17 protein-coding genes are annotated in these 18,780 nt (G+C 48.8%); 3 read left to right on the top strand and 14 right to left on the bottom strand.

The window, feature by feature from the left end:
- Positions 1–7: 7 nt before the first annotated feature.
- Positions 8–1,009, bottom strand: coding sequence for a catabolite control protein A (gene ccpA / locus QOR60_RS00315; RefSeq protein WP_283581369.1), 1,002 nt, complete (start codon positions 1,007–1,009; stop codon positions 8–10).
- Between the two features lie 199 nt (positions 1,010–1,208).
- On the opposite strand from ccpA, the gene QOR60_RS00310 reads away from it, so the two are divergent.
- On the top strand, positions 1,209–2,312 hold the full coding sequence (locus QOR60_RS00310; RefSeq protein WP_283581368.1) for an aminopeptidase P family protein: 1,104 nt from the start codon (positions 1,209–1,211) through the stop codon (positions 2,310–2,312).
- Between the two features lie 115 nt (positions 2,313–2,427).
- Here the strand turns inward: QOR60_RS00310 and QOR60_RS00305 are convergent, their stop codons facing one another.
- Together QOR60_RS00305 and QOR60_RS00300 are read right to left on the bottom strand one after the other, a co-directional pair.
- The gene (locus QOR60_RS00305) at positions 2,428–2,877 is read right to left on the bottom strand and encodes a hypothetical protein (RefSeq protein ID WP_283581367.1); all 450 of its coding nucleotides are present in this window, start codon (positions 2,875–2,877) and stop codon (positions 2,428–2,430) included.
- A 12-nt stretch (positions 2,878–2,889) separates the two neighbouring features.
- Positions 2,890–3,336 carry a DUF948 domain-containing protein gene (locus QOR60_RS00300; protein WP_283581366.1) on the bottom strand — a complete coding sequence of 149 codons (447 nt, stop codon included), beginning with the start codon at positions 3,334–3,336 and terminating at the stop codon, positions 2,890–2,892.
- A gap of 136 nt (positions 3,337–3,472) precedes the next feature.
- Here QOR60_RS00300 and QOR60_RS00295 point away from each other — a divergent pair, with 136 nt between their 5' ends.
- Positions 3,473–4,426: a mechanosensitive ion channel family protein gene (locus tag QOR60_RS00295; RefSeq protein WP_283581365.1), complete on the top strand. Its 954-nt coding sequence runs from the start codon at positions 3,473–3,475 to the stop codon at positions 4,424–4,426.
- Positions 4,427–4,547: 121 nt separating this feature from the next.
- Here the strand turns inward: QOR60_RS00295 and cbpB are convergent, their stop codons facing one another.
- Both cbpB and QOR60_RS00285 read right to left on the bottom strand, forming a co-directional pair.
- A complete protein-coding gene (gene cbpB / locus QOR60_RS00290; protein WP_283581991.1) occupies positions 4,548–5,018 on the bottom strand; it encodes a cyclic-di-AMP-binding protein CbpB in 471 nt (156 codons plus the stop codon).
- Between the two features lie 364 nt (positions 5,019–5,382).
- Positions 5,383–6,732, bottom strand: coding sequence for a glucose-6-phosphate isomerase (locus QOR60_RS00285; RefSeq protein WP_283581364.1), 1,350 nt, complete (start codon positions 6,730–6,732; stop codon positions 5,383–5,385).
- 502 nt (positions 6,733–7,234) lie between these two features.
- On the opposite strand from QOR60_RS00285, the gene QOR60_RS00280 reads away from it, so the two are divergent.
- The gene (locus tag QOR60_RS00280; protein ID WP_408612545.1) at positions 7,235–9,232 is read left to right on the top strand and encodes an LTA synthase family protein; all 1,998 of its coding nucleotides are present in this window, start codon (positions 7,235–7,237) and stop codon (positions 9,230–9,232) included.
- Positions 9,233–9,325: 93 nt separating this feature from the next.
- Here the strand turns inward: QOR60_RS00280 and QOR60_RS00275 are convergent, their stop codons facing one another.
- The 9 genes from QOR60_RS00275 to QOR60_RS00235 all read right to left on the bottom strand — a co-directional run bounded on the left by QOR60_RS00275 (position 9,326) and on the right by QOR60_RS00235 (position 18,711).
- Positions 9,326–9,619, bottom strand: a complete 294-nt coding sequence (locus QOR60_RS00275) for a hypothetical protein (protein WP_283581363.1) — start codon at positions 9,617–9,619, stop codon at positions 9,326–9,328.
- A 15-nt stretch (positions 9,620–9,634) separates the two neighbouring features.
- The gene (locus QOR60_RS00270) at positions 9,635–9,856 is read right to left on the bottom strand and encodes a class II bacteriocin (RefSeq protein ID WP_283581362.1); all 222 of its coding nucleotides are present in this window, start codon (positions 9,854–9,856) and stop codon (positions 9,635–9,637) included.
- A 289-nt stretch (positions 9,857–10,145) separates the two neighbouring features.
- On the bottom strand, positions 10,146–10,607 hold the full coding sequence (gene smpB / locus QOR60_RS00265) for an SsrA-binding protein SmpB (protein WP_283581361.1): 462 nt from the start codon (positions 10,605–10,607) through the stop codon (positions 10,146–10,148).
- Positions 10,608–10,639: 32 nt separating this feature from the next.
- Entirely contained in the window at positions 10,640–13,021 is a 2,382-nt protein-coding gene (rnr, locus tag QOR60_RS00260; protein ID WP_283581360.1) for a ribonuclease R, read from the bottom strand.
- Between the two features lie 140 nt (positions 13,022–13,161).
- Complete coding sequence (secG, locus tag QOR60_RS00255) at positions 13,162–13,398, bottom strand: preprotein translocase subunit SecG (protein WP_283581359.1); 237 nt, start codon at positions 13,396–13,398, stop codon at positions 13,162–13,164.
- A 55-nt stretch (positions 13,399–13,453) separates the two neighbouring features.
- Positions 13,454–15,055 carry a ClC family H(+)/Cl(-) exchange transporter gene (locus QOR60_RS00250; protein ID WP_283581358.1) on the bottom strand — a complete coding sequence of 534 codons (1,602 nt, stop codon included), beginning with the start codon at positions 15,053–15,055 and terminating at the stop codon, positions 13,454–13,456.
- 111 nt (positions 15,056–15,166) lie between these two features.
- Positions 15,167–16,492, bottom strand: a complete 1,326-nt coding sequence (eno, locus tag QOR60_RS00245; RefSeq protein WP_283581357.1) for a phosphopyruvate hydratase — start codon at positions 16,490–16,492, stop codon at positions 15,167–15,169.
- A gap of 114 nt (positions 16,493–16,606) precedes the next feature.
- Complete coding sequence (gene tpiA / locus QOR60_RS00240; protein ID WP_283581356.1) at positions 16,607–17,362, bottom strand: triose-phosphate isomerase; 756 nt, start codon at positions 17,360–17,362, stop codon at positions 16,607–16,609.
- 146 nt (positions 17,363–17,508) lie between these two features.
- On the bottom strand, positions 17,509–18,711 hold the full coding sequence (locus tag QOR60_RS00235; RefSeq protein ID WP_283581355.1) for a phosphoglycerate kinase: 1,203 nt from the start codon (positions 18,709–18,711) through the stop codon (positions 17,509–17,511).
- Positions 18,712–18,780 lie beyond the last annotated feature (69 nt).

Raw genomic sequence — 18,780 nt, 5'->3', positions numbered from 1 at the left:
ATCACCCTTACTTCGTCGTATCGCGCTTAACGTAGCCAAACGGGAGGAGAACGGTTTTATCCTCAACTTCCTCGTCGTTCATCATCTTGGTTAATAAGCGCATTGACACGGCGCCGATATCATAAAGCGGTTGCGTTAACGATGACATCTTTGGCCGGACAATCTGCGTCAGCTTAGTATCCTGGCCCGTAACCAACTCAAACTCATCAGGAACCCGCACGCCAGCATCACGGGCACCGTTCAAAACACCCGCCGCCAGTTCATCGTCACCAACAATGGCTGCCGTGGCGTGGGCTGCGGCTAAGGCTGGCCACAGCTTCTCTCCTGCTTCGTAACTGTTCGTTGTTTCAAATACCAGTTCCGGATTAAATTCAATGCCGTTTGCTTCAAGGGCCTGCTTATACCCCGGAAGCCGGTAATCCTTATTAATCGGCTGATCCGCCGCTCCCGTCACCAGGGCAATCCGCTTGTTCCCCCGGCTAATCAGGTTTGTGGTGATTTCTGCAAACGCCGCCTTAAAGTCAACGTGGACACTCTCAATTGCATTATCTGCGTCAACCGAACCAGCAATTACAACGGGGGTCTTACTCCGGTCAAACTGACTCCGTAATTCCGGGGTAATGTTGTTTCCCATGAAGATGATCCCATCCACCTGCTTAGCCAACAGGGTGTTAAATACCTGGATTTCCTTTTCAGCGCCCCCGTCAGAGTTCGCTAAAATAATGTTGTACTTGTACATCGTTGCCACGTCGTCGATTCCCCGCGCAAGTGATGCAAAGTAAACATTCGCAACATCCGGAATGATTACCCCCACCGTCGTGGTTCGCTTACTTGCTAACCCCCGGGCGACGGCATTTGGCCGGTAATCAAGCTTATCAATTACGTCTAAAACCCGTTTCCGGGTTGACGGCTTAACGTTGGGGTTCCCGTTAACCACCCGGGAAACCGTTGCCATTGAAACACTTGCTTCACGGGCAACATCGTAAATTGTAACGGTTTGTTTTTCCATAAAAACAAGCTCCCTTCATTATTAAGTATTTGGATTCAGTGGCGTCTTTCTGCCAGTTTTCAATTGCTTTCATCCTAACGTCTTCTAATCTAGCAGTTTCATTCGTAAAATGCAAACGTTTTATTTTCACTCTTTTCATTTCACTCCGGTCACCGCCTAACATGCTATACTAAGAACAATCATAGGGAGGAGTGGTTGCATGACACACATTGAAGCAATTCAACAATGGTTAACTAAAAACCAACTAGACGTTGCGTACGTCAGCGCATTTCCAGACATAAAGTACCTTACGGGGTTTGGTAGTGATCCTATCGAACGGGTCCTCGCCCTCTTCATCTTTCCGGAGCACGAACCGTTCATCTTTGCACCGGCACTCGAAGTTGAAGCGGTCAAAGAGACGGGCTGGCGGTTCCCTGTATACGGGTACCTGGATCATGAGGACGCCTTCGCCCTCATCACCGAGTACCTGAATCAGTGCACCACCCATCCAGTTAAGTGGGCCGTTCAAAAGGATAACTTAACGCTAACCCGGTTTGCGACCCTTAAGGAACACTTCCCAACAATGGAAGTGGCAGCCGATTTAACCCCGGTAATTGAGCACGAACGTTTATACAAAACACCAGAGGAAATCGCCAAGCTTGAGGTCGCCGGCAAATGGGCTGATAAGGCGTTTGAAATTGGCTTTTCAGCCTTGGCCAATAACCGAACCGAACAGGACGTTGCGGCTGAAATTGAATACGAACTCAAGAAACAGGGTATCATGCAGATGAGTTTCGATACGATTGTTCAAAGTGGCGCTAATGCCGCTGACCCCCACGGTGCCCCTAAAAAGGATCTTATTCAACCGAATAGTCTGTGCCTCTTTGACCTTGGGGTTGTCAGCGATGGTTACATCTCCGACGCTTCCCGCACCGTTGCGTACGGCCCGGTTAACGACCACCTGAAGGAAATCTACGAGATCTGTCTCGAAGCCCAGCTTACTGCTCAGGATGCCGCTAAACCGGGGATGACGGCCGCCGAATTAGACCACATCGGACGGCAAGTGATTGAAAAAGCCGGTTACGGTGAATACTTCATTCACCGGCTAGGCCACGGGATGGGTCAGAGCGAACACGAATTCCCATCAATCATGGAAGGCAACGATATGGTCCTTGAACCAGGGATGTGCTTCTCCATTGAACCGGGAATCTACATTCCGGGCGATGCCGGGGTTCGGATTGAGGACTGCGTGCACATCACGGCTGACGGGTGCGCACCGTTTACCCACACGCCGAAGGAGTTGCAAACCATTCCGCTTCGTTAAAAGACAAACAACACTTCACGCTGTTCCCCTTTTTCGACAGATCAACGTGGGGTAACCATAGCAAAGGAGGTTGGGACATTTCAGTCCCAACCTCCTTTATTACTTGGTACTTCAACTAATCAGCAACCTGACCGTTCGGATAGAATGTTTCCGTTGGTTGCCCGTTTTCAGTTGGCATGGTCTTTAAAATAATGTCATCCTGGAGCTGATCGTCACTATCTGACAGGGTCATCGATTCGGAGAGGTCCTCCCGGGCAATGGCCGGAGTTGTTTCCGGCTTGCTTCCCGTAGCAACCTGTTCCCGAATTGTCTCTGCAGCCGTCCGTGCAGCCTGCTTTGCCTGCATGAACCGGGCCTCCCAATCCTGGCGCTGCTGCTGGTACTCGGCTGATGCCAGGTATTCATGCAAATACCGGTCATACTTTAAGGCCGTTTCCTTTACGTTGGTAGCAGCCTGCGCAACCCGGTCCCGCACCATCTTCTTTTCGGCCGGTGTCATGTTCTTAGCCACCACGTACGCTGCCGCTGAAATCATTCCTAAACCAAACGCTAACTTCTTACCCATTCTAAGGACCTCCTACTTCCGCTTTGACTGCTCCTTAGCAGCCTTCTTCTGCCGGTGCCGGTCAACCGCGCTGTAAACGTTATACACCGTCTTACCAAACTTTACCGCTGAATTAAGCTTACTTCCCTCTTCCCGGGCGCTCGCAACGTGGTGAACCATCTTCCGGCTTGCCGTATTTAAATCGTCAACACTTTTACTTAACGCCACTGCCGTATCAACAAGTGGCTCAAGCTTTTGGGACTTGGCATTAATATCGGCCATCAAATCATCCGTCTTTTTTAAAATGCGGTCAGCATCAGCTGATAATGTCGTTGCCTCGTGTGCAACGTCCGTAAGTGTATCTGATAACTGGTTAATTGTTTTTCCAAGCTTATGTAGTACCAAACACATAAATACTACTAAAACAACAAATGCAAGTGCTGCAATCAAACCAGCTAACTGGCCAAAGGTTAATACCATCGCCTTTTCCTCCATCCTTTTTACTCACCCTTAGGCTATCATTTATTCCCCAAAACTGCAATTCAGCCTAACTGTCGCCCTTCCTAAATAAAACTGGTATGATTACCCGTGAAAGAATTATGAAAGGACTATCCTAATGAAGTGGAATAACCTATTACTGACAACGACCGTCACGAAAACGGTTGACCGGCAAGTTCATCACCAAACCAACATTTTTACTAACTTTATCCAGAGTATTAACTGGAACAAAATCATCGGCCATGCCATCGTTCTGGTCGCTTCGCTTATTTTACTCACCCTCTTCTTCCTAATTGTCAATTCTGTCGGAAAACGGGTAATTAAGCACTCCTTTAGTCGTGCCCGTGCGGCTAAAGAACCGGCTCCTAAGGAAGAGGACCCCGAAGAGGCGGCTGAACGCTTGCGAGCACAGGGGCGGCTAAAAACGATTGAAACGCTCTTACAAAATATCTTTCATTACGTCATCCTGTTCTTCTACGTGTACGCCATTTTGTCCGTGCTGGGAATTCCGGTAGGGACCCTAATTGCTGGGGCTGGAATTGTTAGTGTCGCCCTTGGGCTTGGTGCCAAGGGGTTGGTTTCTGACATTATTACCGGCCTCTTTATTCTGATCGAACAGCAGTATGCGGTCGGCGATACCGTCAAAATCGGTGATATTACCGGAAAGGTAAAGGCGGTCGGCCTGCGAACCACGCAAATCCAGGCAAGCGACGGCACCCTCTCGTTTATTCCTAACCGGAATATTTCGATCGTAAGTAATATGTCACGGAATAACATGCTCGCCTTGATTAACGTGTACATTAACCCGCAACAGGATATCGCCAAGATGGAACGGATTATCTCTGCAATTAACGATGACCTTGATTTAGCCAAATACCCGGACATCATCGCCGGCCGAAAGCCCGTCTTAAACGGAACGGTTGACATGGGGAACGGCGCCATTGCCATCCAGGTTCAAATCAAAACGCGAAATGGTGCCCAGGGAAAAATCCAGCGGCAGTTCCTTGAGAAGTACATCATCGCTCTCCGAAAAGCTGGCTTTGACATTCGAACGGCCCCCGTTTCGTTTTAATTGTGGGGTAATTAGTAAGTAATAACTAAATGAGCGTGGCGGAAGAATGAAACCCTTGAATCACTCGATTCGTTGGTTACTAACTTCCACCACGCTCATTTTTATTCTAAAAACGGTCCGCTTATTTTCCCTTCGGCGTGAGCGAATACTGCTCCCCTAACGTATGGACCATATAATTAACGCTCTTCATTACCTCACGGCGGGTAACAATTCCCATAAAATGATTTTTCTCGTCAACGACAACTAAGAAATTCCGGTCAATCAATAACCGTAAGACTTCCTCAACGTCATACGGCGCCTTGATTGTCGCAACATCCCGTTCCATCACATCACGCACGGTCATCGTTCCTAAAACCGAAGTATCAATGCCGTCTAACCCCAGCATTTGATTCGTAATCATCGGTAAGGACAGTAAGCCCTTAAACCGCCCATCACTATCTAACACCGGAATTTTCGCATACCCGATTTTTGTGAGAACCAAGAGTGCGTGTTCAAGATTATTGCTCTCCTGAACGTTAGCAACAACATCAGCTGGAATCATGAATTTATTTTCCCGTGCCGTCAATAAACGGCGAACAGTTGCGGATAACATTCTCTCCACCTCAATTCACCCTCCATTTTAGCGAAAAATCGTCCCTAATTTCAAACTATATTGCTACAAAAAAGGCCGTGACCTCCATCACAGCCTTTCGTTCTGTTTGTTTAGCCTTGGTAATTGGGCGCCGTACCTTCTTAATCGGGCTCCGCTCGAACCACCTATGCGCAAATAATAAGCCCCTCCTTGACCGGCTATGCCGCTCAGCGTCGCGCCTTAATTTATTTGCACGATGATTCGGCTCCGCACCTTCTTAATCGGGCTCCGCCTAAAATCCGTCACCTAAGCCTGCTCCCTTGGCCGCGCGTTCCGCGCCCTACGTCTGATTACCGTTATGGGGATAAGGCCGTGGCTTCGCACCTTAGTTTAACCGCTTATCCAGTTCCGCCGTCTTTTCTTCGTAGCCTGGCCGGCCCAGCAGTGCAAACATGTTCTGCTTGTATGCTTCAACCCCTGGCTGGTTGAACGGGTTAACCCCGTTTAAGTAACCGGAGATTGCCACGGCAATTTCAAAGAAGTAGATCAGGTAACCCAGCGTGTATTCGCTTTGGTCAGGGATGTTGACGATCATTTCCGGAACGCCCCCGTCAGTGTGGGCCAAAACAACCCCTTGGCAGGCTTTCTTGTTAGCGTGATCCATCGTCTTGCCCTTCAGGTAGTTCAACCCATCAAGGTTCCGGTCGTCCATCGGAACGTCAATGTCGTGGTTCGGATTCTCAACGTTGATAACCGTCTCCATCAGAGCCCGCCGGCCTTCCTGGATGTACTGGCCAAGAGAGTGCAGGTCCGTGGTGAAGTTGGCTGATGACGGGTAAATGCCCTTGCCATCCTTACCTTCTGATTCACCCATTAACTGCTTCCACCATTCGCCGAAGTAAACCAGTGATGGTTCGTAGTTTTCTAAGAGTTCAATGTTGTAGCCCTTCCGGAAAAGAATGTTCCGCATTGCAGCGTACTGGTATGCTTCATTCTTCTTCAGGTCAGCATTTGCGTATGCTTCGCGGGCATCAGCAGCCCCCTTCATTAATTGGTCAATGTCAACGCCTGAAGCAGCAATCGGTAAGAGACCAACCGCCGTCAGCACTGAGAACCGCCCACCAATGTCATCCGGCACAACAAATTCTTCGTAACCTTCGTCATCGGCTAACGTCTTTAAAGCACCCTTAGCTCGGTCCGTCGTAGCGTAAATCCGCTCACGAGCGCCTTCCTTACCGTACTTTTCTTCCAACTTCTGCTTGAAGATCCGGAAGGCCATTGCTGGCTCCAACGTCGTTCCGGACTTGGAAATAACGTTCACTGAGAAGTCACGGTCGCCAATGATGTCAAGCAGATCGTGCAGGTATGATGATGACAGTGAATCCCCTGCAAAGAAGATCTGCGGGGCCTTCCGCTGATCAGCACCCAACAGGTTAAAGAAGTTGTGGTTTAAGAATTCAATGGCTGCCCGGGCACCCAGGTATGAACCACCAATCCCGAGAACAACTAATACCTCAGAATCGCTCATAATCTTCTTAGCAGCTGCCTTGATCCGGGCAAACTCATCCTTGTCGTAGTCGACAGGCAGGTTTAACCAGCCCCGGAAGTCGTTTCCGGCTCCGGTCCCATCCCGGAGTTCCTTGTCAGCAGCCGTGACCATCGGCTGCATTTGGTCAAGCTCGTAGTCGTTAACAAACTTGGTTAGGTTGGACATATCAAACTTAATGTGTGCCATGCGCAATCCGCTCCTTTATTACTTTGTTTACGCTTTCCATTATACAACAACCCTGCCAAAAAATAACCCGAAAAACAGATAAATTATGATTATTGCTTATAAACACTTACTGCGCGGACACGCCATCATTATTCTTCGGGACAAACCATTATTCTTCGCAAGACTGCATTATGTTTCCGTAAATTCACCGGCGAAAAATTGCGTTTCCCGACCTCCGGCGTTAAAATCAGAAACTGTAAAATTGAATAATCAAAATGAAGGGACGGTTGCAACCGTGATACTCAAAAAACTACGAAACCTTATCAACACGCGGTGGGGTTTCTTCACCCTGTTAACCGTTCTTTTCTGGCTTAAAACGATTTTTGTTTATCTTGTTGATTTTCGGCTCGGAGCCCACGGCGTTTATGAATACGCCGTGATGCTCTTTAACCCGATTGCGACAACGCTTCTCCTACTAGGAATTGCGTTGTACATTAAGCGGCCCCTTCCGGCCTACGGGTTAATGATGATTATCTACATCGCAAACACGGCACTGCTGCTGTTTAACGTGATTTACTACCGGGAATTCACCGACTTTATGACCATTAACGTCATTCTCGGATATTCTTCGGTGTCCGAAGGTTTAAGTACAAGTTCCATTGCGCTTCTCAAGCCCCAGGACATCGTCGTTGTGGCAGACGTTTTAATCCTTCTCCTGCTGTTGATTACCAGGATTATTAAACTCGACAAGCGGCCGATTCCGCGGCGCCAAGCGTTTGCGTTAACCGCCGCTTCCCTGTTCTTACTCCTCTTCAACATTACCTTAGGAGAGATTAGTCGTCCCCAGCTGCTGACGCGGACGTTTGACCGGGAATACCTTGTTCGTTACCTCGGGCTTGATTCGTTTACCGTATACAATGCCCTAAAAACGGCCAAGAATTCTTCTGTCAGGAAAAGTGCTGATAGCGAAGACCTGAATAAGATCATCAATTACACGCAATCCCACTACGCAAAACCCAACCCGAAAATGTTTGGCGTTGCGAAGGGAAAGAACGTAATTATCATCCACCTGGAGAGTTTCCAGCAGTTTCTTATTAATTACAAGCTTGACGGAAAGGAAGTCACGCCCTTCCTGAACAGCCTGTATAACGGAAAGGACTTTTACAGCTTCGATAACTTCTTTAACCAGGTCGGGCAAGGAAAAACCTCTGATGCCGAAACAATGCTTGAAACGGGAACGTTTGGGTTACCGCAGGGGTCCCTCTTCTCAACACTAGGAACCTCAAATACCTTTGAGGCGGCTCCGGCCATCCTCCAACAGGATGAGGGGTACACTTCAGCGGTCTTCCACGGCAACCACGCATCGTTCTGGAACCGGAATAACACGTACAAGAATTTCGGGTACGACTACTTCTTCTCGGCCCGGTATTACAATACCAGTGCCAATAACCTGACGGAGTACGGGTTAAAGGATAAACTACTGTTCCACGACTCAATTAAGTACCTCGAACGGCTTCAACAGCCGTTTTACGTGAAGTACATTACGGTCTCCAACCACTTCCCGTATAGCTTGGATAAACAGAACCGGTCATTCCCGGCAGCCAACACAGATGACCAGTCAATCAACAACTACTTCGTGACGGCCCACTACCTGGATCAGTCCGTCCAGCAGTTCTTCCAGTACCTGCATAAGTCAGGGCTGTATGACAATTCGGTCATTATTCTGTATGGTGATCACTACGGGATTTCAAACACCCGCAACATTAAGCTTGCTCCACTCCTCGGCAAATCGTCGTCAACGTGGAACAACTTTGACAACGCGCAGATGCAACGGGTACCGTTTATGATTCACATTCCGGGCCAAACAAATGGTGGGGTTCAACACCAGTACGGGGGCGAGATTGACGTCTTACCGACGCTTCTTCACCTGTTAGGGATCAACTCCAAGCCATTCTTAATGTTTGGGACTGACCTGTTCTCGCCGCAACACAGTCAGGTAGTGGCTTTCCGAAACGGGAACTTTGTTACCCCGAAGTACACGGTAATTGGAAGTACCGTATACCAGAACAGCAACGGGCGGGTTGTTACTCATCCGTCCGCAAAGCTTGCTCGGCAACTAAAACGGGATAAACACCGGGTTAACGAAGAATTAACCCTTTCCGATTCGTTGAACAACAAAAACCTCCTGCGGTTCTATGTCCCGCAAGGGTTTACCCCGGTTAACCCCCAGAACTACATTTACAAGGGGGATTTTGCACAGATCACTAAGATTCAACGCGAACTGGGGAAACGGTCAACGAGTCTGTGGACGAAGAACGGTGATAAAACAACGATTGGTGATTATGACTCCGACGCACCGGAATTAAAGACCACCGATAAGAACAAGAACGCTGTTCGGCACGCCCGCCGGGAAATGCAAAAAGCAAAGCAGAACCCGACCCTCCAAAAGGAGTGGCGCCGTCAAGAACGAAACCTCCGTTCGCTGTTTACGCCAAAAAAGAACGGAATTTTTAATCCATAATTTATCTTATTGATATTAATTGCTATAAGATAGGAATAGCGTAGCTCGCAATTGAGCTACGCTATTTTTATCACCACAACCACGGTTACCCTGCTAGATTGAAAACGCGTATTTAATGTTAGATAACTGACGAATTTTCTCAAATGCCTGTAACTGCCGCTTACTTAGTTCGATCTGATTCTCACGTAAACAATGCGCAACCTCTAAGTTGAAGGCGTTCAAAATGTACGGCACCGGTCTATTAGGAGACCTAAATTCTAAAATGTACTTTGCAATTAACTCCTTCAGTGGCTTTTCAGGCATCTCATCAGAAAGAGAATCATTAAGCACCACCAAAATTTTAAGCACAGCCTCTTGCCGTTCTTTTCCTCCAGCAAACCATTTCATAGTATTCCCTCTTTTTTACTCATGCCATCCTGCATGACCGCCTGTAAACCAATTTGCTGCCGAATTATTAAAAATATTCGACCAAGCTTTCCCCCAATCAACGTGACAAGTGTGTTTGTTACAATATACACCGTTACCATAATACGTATCAGCATGAACACGTGATAACGATCCATCCAAAAACCACAAAATACCCAATGTAGCAATAATTAAGCCAATCCTTTTAACAACTATCATAGCAAATACACTTCCTTTCTCAGACCATCCTTGACCTTGAGCAAAAGTTAGCACATTTTTCTGAGTTATGCAAGCGTTTTCTTTGATTTAATGTAACTCTTTCTTAGCCCTTTAAAATTTTCCCATCAAGAAAAGCGTTCATTCCCCACACCCGTAAAATCATAACAATAAAAAACAGCATCGATGGCTATTCCCATCAATGCTGAATATCATAGAACAAATTATGTAATGTAAGGGAACCGCAGTTCATCTTCTAGTTCCCCTTAACTCAGATAATTCTTTACCGTACCTACCTCTTCAGCGCCCTTCTAATCTCGCGCTCCTGGTCCCGCTTCTTGAGCGTTTGCCGTTTGTCGTACTCGTGCTTTCCTTCAGCCACTCCCAACAAAACCTTCGCAAACCCGTGTTTCAGGTACATCTTAAGCGGAACAAGCGTGACTCCCTTCCGCTGCGTTTCCCCGGCTAACCGGGCAATTTCCTTCTTATGCAAGAGAAGCTTCCGGTTACGCAGTTCATCGTGGTTAAACCGGTTTCCCTGCGCATACTGGGCGATGTGAACGTTCATTAACCACACCTCACCATTCCGGACCTGGGCAAACCCGTCCTTTAAGGTCACCCGGCTAGCCCGGACCGACTTAATTTCCGTTCCCGTCAGGGCAATTCCCGCCTCAATGGTCGAAACAATCCGGTAATCATGCCGGGCCTTCTTGTTCTGTGCGAGTGGTTTTTCATGGTGCTGTGCCTTTGCCATTCAATCGCCTCCCTTTACTTTATTCGCCTTAACTAACGCCGCCGACTATGTTCCCGGCTATTCCGCCGGTGGTAGCCCTGGTTATGACCGTTTTCGCGGTTTCCGTGATAATTATGGTTATTCTGCCGGTTTCCACTACGATGGTTATCCCGGTGGAAGCCATTACCACTTCCCCGTGATTCCCGCGGCCGCCGCGTATCCGCAACGTGGTACTTCTCTAATAGATTAGTCTTCGGTGCACCCGGTGCATCAACCAGCGTAAAGTCGACCTCCTGTTGTTCAACGTTAACGTTGATTAACTTAACCCGAACTTCCTGCCCAATCCGGAAGGTCCGTTTCTTCCGCCGCCCAACCAGCGCTAAAGCCTTCTCAACAAATTCATAGTAGTCGTCCTTCAGTTCGCTGATGTGGATTAACCCCTCAACGGTGTTCGGAAGGGCAATGAACATTCCAAACTTGGTTACCGAGCTAACAACGGCATCGAATACTTCACCGACGTGCTCCTTCATGTATTCGGCCTTCTTCAGGGCATCGGAATCCCGTTCGGTATCGACCGCACGCCGTTCTGTTTCTGAACTGTGGGCCGTAATCTCATCAAGCTGGTCGCGGTACTTGGCCTGAGCCTCTTCCCCCGTACCATTTTCCTTGTACCACCGAATTAACCGGTGCACCATCAAATCCGGGTACCGCCGAATTGGTGACGTGAAGTGCGTGTAGTCCTTCGCAGCCAACCCAAAGTGTCCTGCCGGGGACGGTGCGTACTTCGCCTGTTGCATCGCCCGCAACATCATCGTTGAAACGGTCGCCTCTTCCGGGTTCCCGGCAACCTGCTTGAGCACGCCCTGGAAGTCCTTCGGTTTGAGGTGCCCATGCCGGCCCTTCACGTGAATGCCAAAGCTTTGAAGGAGTTCAAGGAACGCATCCACCTTTTCCTGATCAGGGTTTTCATGAATCCGGTAAACAAACGGAACGTTTAGGTCGTGATAGTGCTTGGCCACCGTCTCATTGGCGGCCAGCATAAACGATTCCACCATCCGTTCACTGGTCCCCCGTTCCCGGAGCTCAATCTTCACCGGATGCCCCTGATCGTCCAGAATTACCTTGGCTTCGTTATCATCAAATTCGATGGCGCCCCGCTTATGCCGCATCCGTAAGAGAATCTTGTGGAGTTCAGCCATATCACGGAACATCGGAACGAGATCGTGGTACCGCTCCTTCATGGCCTCGTCATCGGATTCCAAAATCTTGTTAATTGCCACGTACGTCATTCGTTCCGTTGAGCGAATGACACTCGGGAAGATCTTATGGTTAACCACCTCACCCTGCGAATTAATTTCCATTTCACAGGTCATGGCCAGCCGTTCAACGTGCGGGTTTAACGAACAAATCCCGTTTGATAACTCCTTCGGTAGCATCGGAATTACCCGGTCCGTTAAATAAACCGACGTCCCGCGTTTAAAGGCCTCCTTATCCAGGGGCGTTCCCGGCGTCACGTAGTGGGACACGTCGGCGATGTGCACCCCGAGGTGGTAGTTCCCGTTATCTAACTTCCAGACATTCACCGCATCATCGAGGTCCTTTGATTCGATACTATCAATCGTAACGAGGGGCTGATCAGTCAGGTCAACCCGGCCTTCCTTTTCAGCAGCTGTAACGTGGTCCGGAATATGTGAGACCTGTTCCTTCACTTCATCCGGAAATTCATGCGGGATGTCGTGCTCGTACACGATCTGCGTGATGTCCATTCCTGGGTCATTAACGTTCCCTAAGACCTTGGTAACCGCTCCTTCCAGCACACCCGGAATATGCTCATCCGGGTACGCCGAAATTGACGCAATGACCAATTCGTGCGGCTTAGGTTTCAGGCCGGTGTTCATCACCAGAAAACGGTAACTTGCCAGCTTTTTATCCCGTAAATGTAAGGTTCCAATCACGCCATCCGGGTAGTGTTCATCCCCATCAGGCAGTAAAAATTCACCCACGGCCCGGTTCAGCACCCGGGTAACAATCCGGGTCACCTTTCCCTCAGGACGGCGACCACTCGCAGGGTCTCCGGGGTTAATCATTTGCACGGCCACCTCGTCGCCGTTCAGAGCAGACATAGTGTTGGTCGGCCCGATAAAGTAATCATCCTTATCCGGATCAACCGTAACAAACCCAAATCCCCGGTCGTTCGCGTGAAACACCCCAACTTCTTCGGGATGGTTTCCTGCCACTGCAGCCAACTTAAAGTGGTCGTCCTTGAGCGTAATTGTTCCTTCGTGCTCTAAGTCCGTAAGGGCCTGAACGATAAACTTGAACTGGCCACCACCGGCCATATACAAGGTATTCGCCAACTCCTGCACCGTAAACGCCCGGGTTGGTTCGTCCTTAAACCGCCGCATTAATTTATCTTTTAGTATCTCTTTTTCCATCTGTCTTCCCCGTTTACTTATGGTTTTACATAAAACGGGAGCCAAGACCAGCGTCATGGCTCCCGCGTTACGGATAGTAATGGCTCCACAACCATTTTTTCTTCCATCAAATGAATCGTGTCCACCACGTTAATCAGTTACTAGTGTGATGATAGGAACACCAACCCAAGCGCAAGGCCAAAGAAGATAATTCCTAAAACTGCCGTGACCCGCTGCATGAAAGCTTCAAATCCGCGGGGCTTTTGCTTGCTAAACAGATCACCAGCACCCCCACTAAGGGCGGTTGACGCATTATCTTCCTTAGCGGGCTGCATCATCACCGCAATGATAATCAACACTGAAACAACAATCAGCGATGTGAGTAGTACGTTATACAAGTGCGCTCCTCCTTTATCCTTCTAAATTACACCACATTTAATCTACCATAAACCCCTAGTCTTTTCCAGCCTGGGAAGTTGACGGCTTGATGGGACCACCCTTATTATTGCGGCCGACCGCATACTGGTGTAGCCTGTTCCGGAGCCATGCTCGGTTTTCGTGTGGCGTAACCACGATCAACGTATCACCGCTCCGAATGACCGTATCACCGTGCGGAATCCGTTCCTTTTCACCCCGCCGAATTGCGGCTAACAGACAGTCCTTCGGCCACGGAATATCCCGGACCTGCTTGTCCTGCAAGTTTGACCCGGCAAAGACCGGGATTTCCACCTCATCCTCCTGCGTCGTTTCAGAAATTGCATTCTGCGGGAAGTGCCGCAGGTTGGCAAGCATCGCTTCGTAAATCGGTTGTCCCCGAAGAATGTCGACGACAGTGTACGCCGTTAGGGAAACTACCGCAAGCGGCATTAGGTGCCGGAGTGATCCCACCATTTCGGTAATCAGGAGGATGGCAGTAAACGGTGCCTTCCCGATGCAGGCAAAGTATCCGGCCATCGCATAGATCACGCAGTTCGCAACCAAATAAGTTGGCATCAAATGCAGGTGAACTAAAACCTCACCGTAGAGCGCCCCTAAAACAGCTCCCAGTGCAAGAATCGGCAAGAAGATTCCCCCAGGGGTCCCCGAACAGTACGAAATCGTTGAAAACAGCAACCGCATAATAAAAATCGCAAGTAAAATTAACAAGGTTGGGTTGGTCGTTCCCAGGGACTTAATTAACCCGTTTCCCCCACCTAGAAGGTGCGGCCAGAAATAACCAATCGCAATCACCATTAATAATGGGATTAACACATCATACTTCCGGGGTAAAAGCTTCAACTTAGCATAGACTTTCTCCCCATTAAGGGTCATGTACTGGTAAAGGTATCCTAATAAACCAAGAATAACCCCCATCACTACCAGATAAACGTAATACCGGAGCGGGAACGAATGACCGTAATGAATATCCAAAACCGGCGTTAGCCCGAAGAATTCCATCGAAACAAAGTTTGAGGAAACCGCCGCTGCCAGCGCGGTCGTCCATACCAACGGTGAAAAGTTATGGTACACCTCTTCCAGTACAAACAACGTGGAAGCAATCGGGGCGTTAAAGGCTGCAGATAGCCCGGCAGCCGCGCCACCAGCGATTAACACCCGCCGGCCAGCACCCTTTTTTTTCATGCTATCGGCAATTCCCTGGCCGACGGTTGCTCCTAGCTGAATTGACGGACCTTCCCGTCCAAGAAACAGCCCGTACGAAATTCCTAAAATTCCGCCGATCCATTTCCGCCATAAAACAGACCACCAGTTCATTTCAAGGTCACCTGATAACTGCCCTTCAACCTGCGGAATCCCTGAACCCTTAATGTTTGGCTCTGCCGTAATCAGCCGGCCGTTAATCAGGGTAATTACCAGTGCACCCAGGATAACCGGGAGTAGGAGCCATAAATGGTGATGCATCAATCCGTACACCCACGTCATTAGCTGTAATCCCCGCTCACACAGCAGGCGGAAGACACTGACAACCAGGCCAGACAAAAGGCCAACCAGAATACCCCGTAAAATAAACGTAAACCGCGTTGTATCAAAGAAACGGTGTTCCTCCGAACTACCCACCGTTTTCACCCCTCTTACCATAAAATATGTAGACAAAAACAAGGGACCGATTCAATCAATCCCTTGTTTTCATTTTATTGCAAGTAAGTTTTCCTCGTCAATACCGGAAAATTACTTGTTCATAATGTCTTCACGAGCCTGCTCGCTTAAGTTGTAGAATGAGTGGATTCCCTTGTATTCTGCAACGTTGCTTGTGAGCTGGTCTTCGATCCGCATTAACTGGTTGTACTTAGCGATCCGGTCCGTCCGGCTCATTGAACCAGTCTTGATCTGGCCGGCGTTCATAGCAACAACCAGGTCAGCGATCGTCGTGTCCTCGGTTTCACCTGAACGGTGGGAAACAACGGCCGTGTAGCCGGCTTCCTTAGCCATTTCGATGGCTTCTACCGTTTCAGTCAGGGTACCAATCTGGTTAACCTTGATTAAGATTGAGTTTGCGCAACCCATCTTAATCCCCTTCTTCAGGTATTCGGTGTTCGTAACGAAGAAGTCGTCACCAACAAGCTGAACCTTCTTACCAAGTTCCTTGGTAATTTCAGCCCAGTCGTCCCAGTTGTTTTCGTCAATCGGGTCTTCAACTGATACGATCGGGTACTTGCTGATTAAGCCTTCGATGTACTTAACGAATTCTGGCGTTGAGAATTCTTCACCCGTTGACCAACGAAGCGTGTACTTCTTCTTGTCGTCGTCCCACAGTTCTGAAGCGGCCACGTCCATGGCAATGGCAACGTCCTTGCCTGGCTTGTAGCCGGCGTCACTGATAGCCCGAACAAGGTACTCTAACGGTTCCTCGTTGTTAGCAAAGTCAGGAGCGAAACCACCTTCGTCACCAACGGCCGTTGACTTGCCGTCAGCCTTCAGGAGAGCCTGCAGGTGATGGAACGTTTCTGAACCCATCCGAACGGCTTCCTTCATTGACTTAGCTCCAACAGGCATAATCATGAATTCCTGGAAGTCGACCTTGTTCGTTGAGTGCGCCCCACCGTTGATAACGTTCATCATTGGTGTTGGCATTACGTGAGCGTTGAACCCGCCAAGGTAGTTGTAAAGCGGAATTTCAAGCTCATCTGCAGCAGCCCGGGCACATGCAATTGAAACGGCTAAGATGGCGTTGGCACCAAGCTTACCCTTGTTTGGTGTCCCGTCTAAAGCAATCATTGCCTTGTCAATGGCAACCTGGTCCGTAACTTCGTAACCAACGATTTCCTTAGCGATTACGTTGTTTACGTTGTCAACGGCCTTGGTAACACCCTTGCCCATGTAACGAGACTTGTCGCCGTCCCGCAGTTCAACGGCTTCGTGTTCACCAGTTGAAGCACCTGAAGGAACAATTCCCCGGCCAAAAGCACCTGCTTCGGTGTAAACCTCAGCTTCAACAGTTGGGTTACCCCGTGAGTCTAAGACTTCACGAGCGTAAATTTCTGTAATTGCAGACATAGATATTTCTCTCCTTTGATGTTGTTAACTTGAGAATACTGTCCTCAACGTTATTTTAGTCCGTTCAGAACCGATATTCAACTTGTTATATGAAAACCTTCACGCACTAGCAGACTAGTCGTTGTAGTGGGCTAATGCTAAGAATGAGTCTGGCTTAAGGGCAGCGCCACCAATCAGGCCACCGTCGATATCCTTCTTAGCCATGATTTCCTTAACGTTAGCCGGCTTTACGGAACCACCGTACTGAATCCGAACGTTTTCAGCCGTTGTTTCGTCGTACAGATCAGCAACCGTCTGCCGAATAGCAGCGCACATTTCCTGGGCCTGATCAGCCGTAGCGGTCTTCCCAGTTCCGATTGCCCAGATTGGTTCGTAGGCGATTACCAGGCTAGCAACTTGGTCAGCCGTTAAGTTCTTTAAGGCTGCCTTGATCTGGTCTTCAACAAAGCTTTCTGCGTTCCCAGCTTCCCGGGTCTCAAGGCTTTCACCACAGCAGATGATCGGCTTCATGCCGTTCTTAAAGATGGCGTGCGCCTTCTTGTTGATGTCCTCGTCCGTTTCGTGGAAGTAACCACGCCGCTCGGAATGCCCGATAATAACGTAGTCAACGCCCATTTCGTGCAGAACCTTTGGTGAAGTTTCACCAGTAAAGGCCCCTTCGTCTTCAAAGTAGCAGTTTTCAGCACCAACATGAAGCTGGGAACCCTTAGCGCTGTCAAGCAGTGCTGGCAGGTCAACTGCCGGTGCACAAATTAAGGTTTCAACCTCACTGTTTTGTGGCAACTGATCCTTAACCGCCTTAACAAATTCAACGGTTTCCGTTGGGTTCATGTGTAACTTCCAGTTACCCGCGATAATTGGTGTCCGCATTAAAATCATCCTTTCATTTTTAGTTGGTTGTGAACAACCATACAACATTTTTAATTATACCACGAACTGATAAAAACCTCTGGTAAAAGCACAATAAAAGGAGGCTGGAACCAATCGTTCCAACCCCCTTAAAGTCTGCTATCTAACTACTTGTCAGAAACAGCTGCGATTCCTGGTAATGTCTTTCCTTCGAGGTATTCAAGGGAAGCACCACCACCAGTTGAGATGTGCGTTAACTTGTCAGCAACGCCGAGTTTCTTAACGGCAGCAGTTGAGTCCCCACCACCGACAATCGTTGTGGCGTCCGTTAACGTTCCAAGGAACTTGCCGATTTCAAGCGTTCCCTTGGCGAAGTTCGGCATTTCGAACACACCCATTGGTCCGTTCCAAACAACCGTCTTAGCGTCCTTCAGTACGCTCTTGAAGAGTTCAACTGACTTCGGGCCGATGTCTAATGCCATGTAGCCGTCTTCGATGTCGCCTTCAAAGATCTTGCTTGGTGCATCGTTCTTGAAGTCCGTTGCGCAAACGTTGTCAACTGGCAGAACCAGCTTGTCGCCAGCTTTGTCCATGATTTCCTTAGCCAGGTCAATCTTGTCTTCTTCAACCAGTGACTTACCAATCTTGATTCCCTTAGCAGCGTAGAACGTGTACGTCATTCCACCACCAACGATAATCTTGTCAGCCTTGTCAATCAGGTGGTTGATTACACCGATCTTGTCAGAAACCTTGGCCCCACCAAGGATTGCAACGAACGGGTGCGCCGGGTTATCAACAGCGTTCCCTAAGAACTTGATTTCCTTTTCAAGCAGGTAACCCGCAGCAGCCTTCTTACCAGCAGCCTTCATTGCTTCTGAAATGCCGACGTTTGAAGCGTGCTTCCGGTGAGCCGTCCCAAAGGCGTCGTTAACAAAGACGTCACCAAGTGATGCCCAGTACTTGCCTAATTCAGGATCGTTGCCTGATTCCTTCTTACCGTCAAGGTCTTCAAACCGCGTATTTTCAACCAGCAGAACGTCACCATCGTTCATGTTGTTGATGGCGTCTTCAAGTTGAGCACCCCGGGTTGCAGGAATGAACGTTACCGGCTTGTTTAATAATTCAGCTAAGTGTTCAGCAACCGGCCGTAATGTGAGCTCCTTCTTGTCTTCTTCGGTCTTTACCCGGCCAAGGTGTGAGAAGAGGATTGCCTTCCCACCCTGTTCAATGATGTGCTTAATTGTTGGTAAGGCGGCAACCATCCGGTTATCGTCACCAATCACACCGTTCTTAATCGGGACGTTGAAGTCGACCCGTACAAGAACCTTCTTAGACTTCAGGTCTAAGTCGTCAATCGTTAATTTAGCCATTTTATTCCCTCCAGAAAAATGTATTAAAAAAGCGGGAGGAGTTTTGCCTCCCCCCGCCATCATCTGCCA

The sequence above is a fragment of the Ligilactobacillus hohenheimensis genome, from assembly GCF_947381805.1.
Taxonomy (GTDB): Bacteria; Bacillota; Bacilli; order Lactobacillales; family Lactobacillaceae; genus Ligilactobacillus; species Ligilactobacillus hohenheimensis.
Note: the sequence above shows the minus strand (reverse complement) of the source record. Positions and strands in the feature narration are given on the sequence as shown.

Bases quoted from the DNA above. Each gene is read 5' to 3' on its own strand.
- ccpA (WP_283581369.1), bottom strand. From the start codon at position 1,009: ATGGAAAAACAAACCGTTACAATTTACGATGTTGCCCGTGAAGCAAGT.
- QOR60_RS00310 (WP_283581368.1), top strand. From the start codon at position 1,209: ATGACACACATTGAAGCAATTCAACAATGGTTAACTAAAAACCAACTA.
- QOR60_RS00305 (WP_283581367.1), bottom strand. From the start codon at position 2,877: ATGGGTAAGAAGTTAGCGTTTGGTTTAGGAATGATTTCAGCGGCAGCG.
- QOR60_RS00300 (WP_283581366.1), bottom strand. From the start codon at position 3,336: ATGGTATTAACCTTTGGCCAGTTAGCTGGTTTGATTGCAGCACTTGCA.
- QOR60_RS00295 (WP_283581365.1), top strand. From the start codon at position 3,473: ATGAAGTGGAATAACCTATTACTGACAACGACCGTCACGAAAACGGTT.
- cbpB (WP_283581991.1), bottom strand. From the start codon at position 5,018: ATGTTATCCGCAACTGTTCGCCGTTTATTGACGGCACGGGAAAATAAA.
- QOR60_RS00285 (WP_283581364.1), bottom strand. From the start codon at position 6,732: ATGGCACACATTAAGTTTGATATGTCCAACCTAACCAAGTTTGTTAAC.
- QOR60_RS00280 (WP_408612545.1), top strand. From the start codon at position 7,235: ATGATGATTATCTACATCGCAAACACGGCACTGCTGCTGTTTAACGTG.
- QOR60_RS00275 (WP_283581363.1), bottom strand. From the start codon at position 9,619: ATGAAATGGTTTGCTGGAGGAAAAGAACGGCAAGAGGCTGTGCTTAAA.
- QOR60_RS00270 (WP_283581362.1), bottom strand. From the start codon at position 9,856: ATGATAGTTGTTAAAAGGATTGGCTTAATTATTGCTACATTGGGTATT.
- smpB (WP_283581361.1), bottom strand. From the start codon at position 10,607: ATGGCAAAGGCACAGCACCATGAAAAACCACTCGCACAGAACAAGAAG.
- rnr (WP_283581360.1), bottom strand. From the start codon at position 13,021: ATGGAAAAAGAGATACTAAAAGATAAATTAATGCGGCGGTTTAAGGAC.
- eno (WP_283581357.1), bottom strand. From the start codon at position 16,492: ATGTCTGCAATTACAGAAATTTACGCTCGTGAAGTCTTAGACTCACGG.
- tpiA (WP_283581356.1), bottom strand. From the start codon at position 17,362: ATGCGGACACCAATTATCGCGGGTAACTGGAAGTTACACATGAACCCA.
- QOR60_RS00235 (WP_283581355.1), bottom strand. From the start codon at position 18,711: ATGGCTAAATTAACGATTGACGACTTAGACCTGAAGTCTAAGAAGGTT.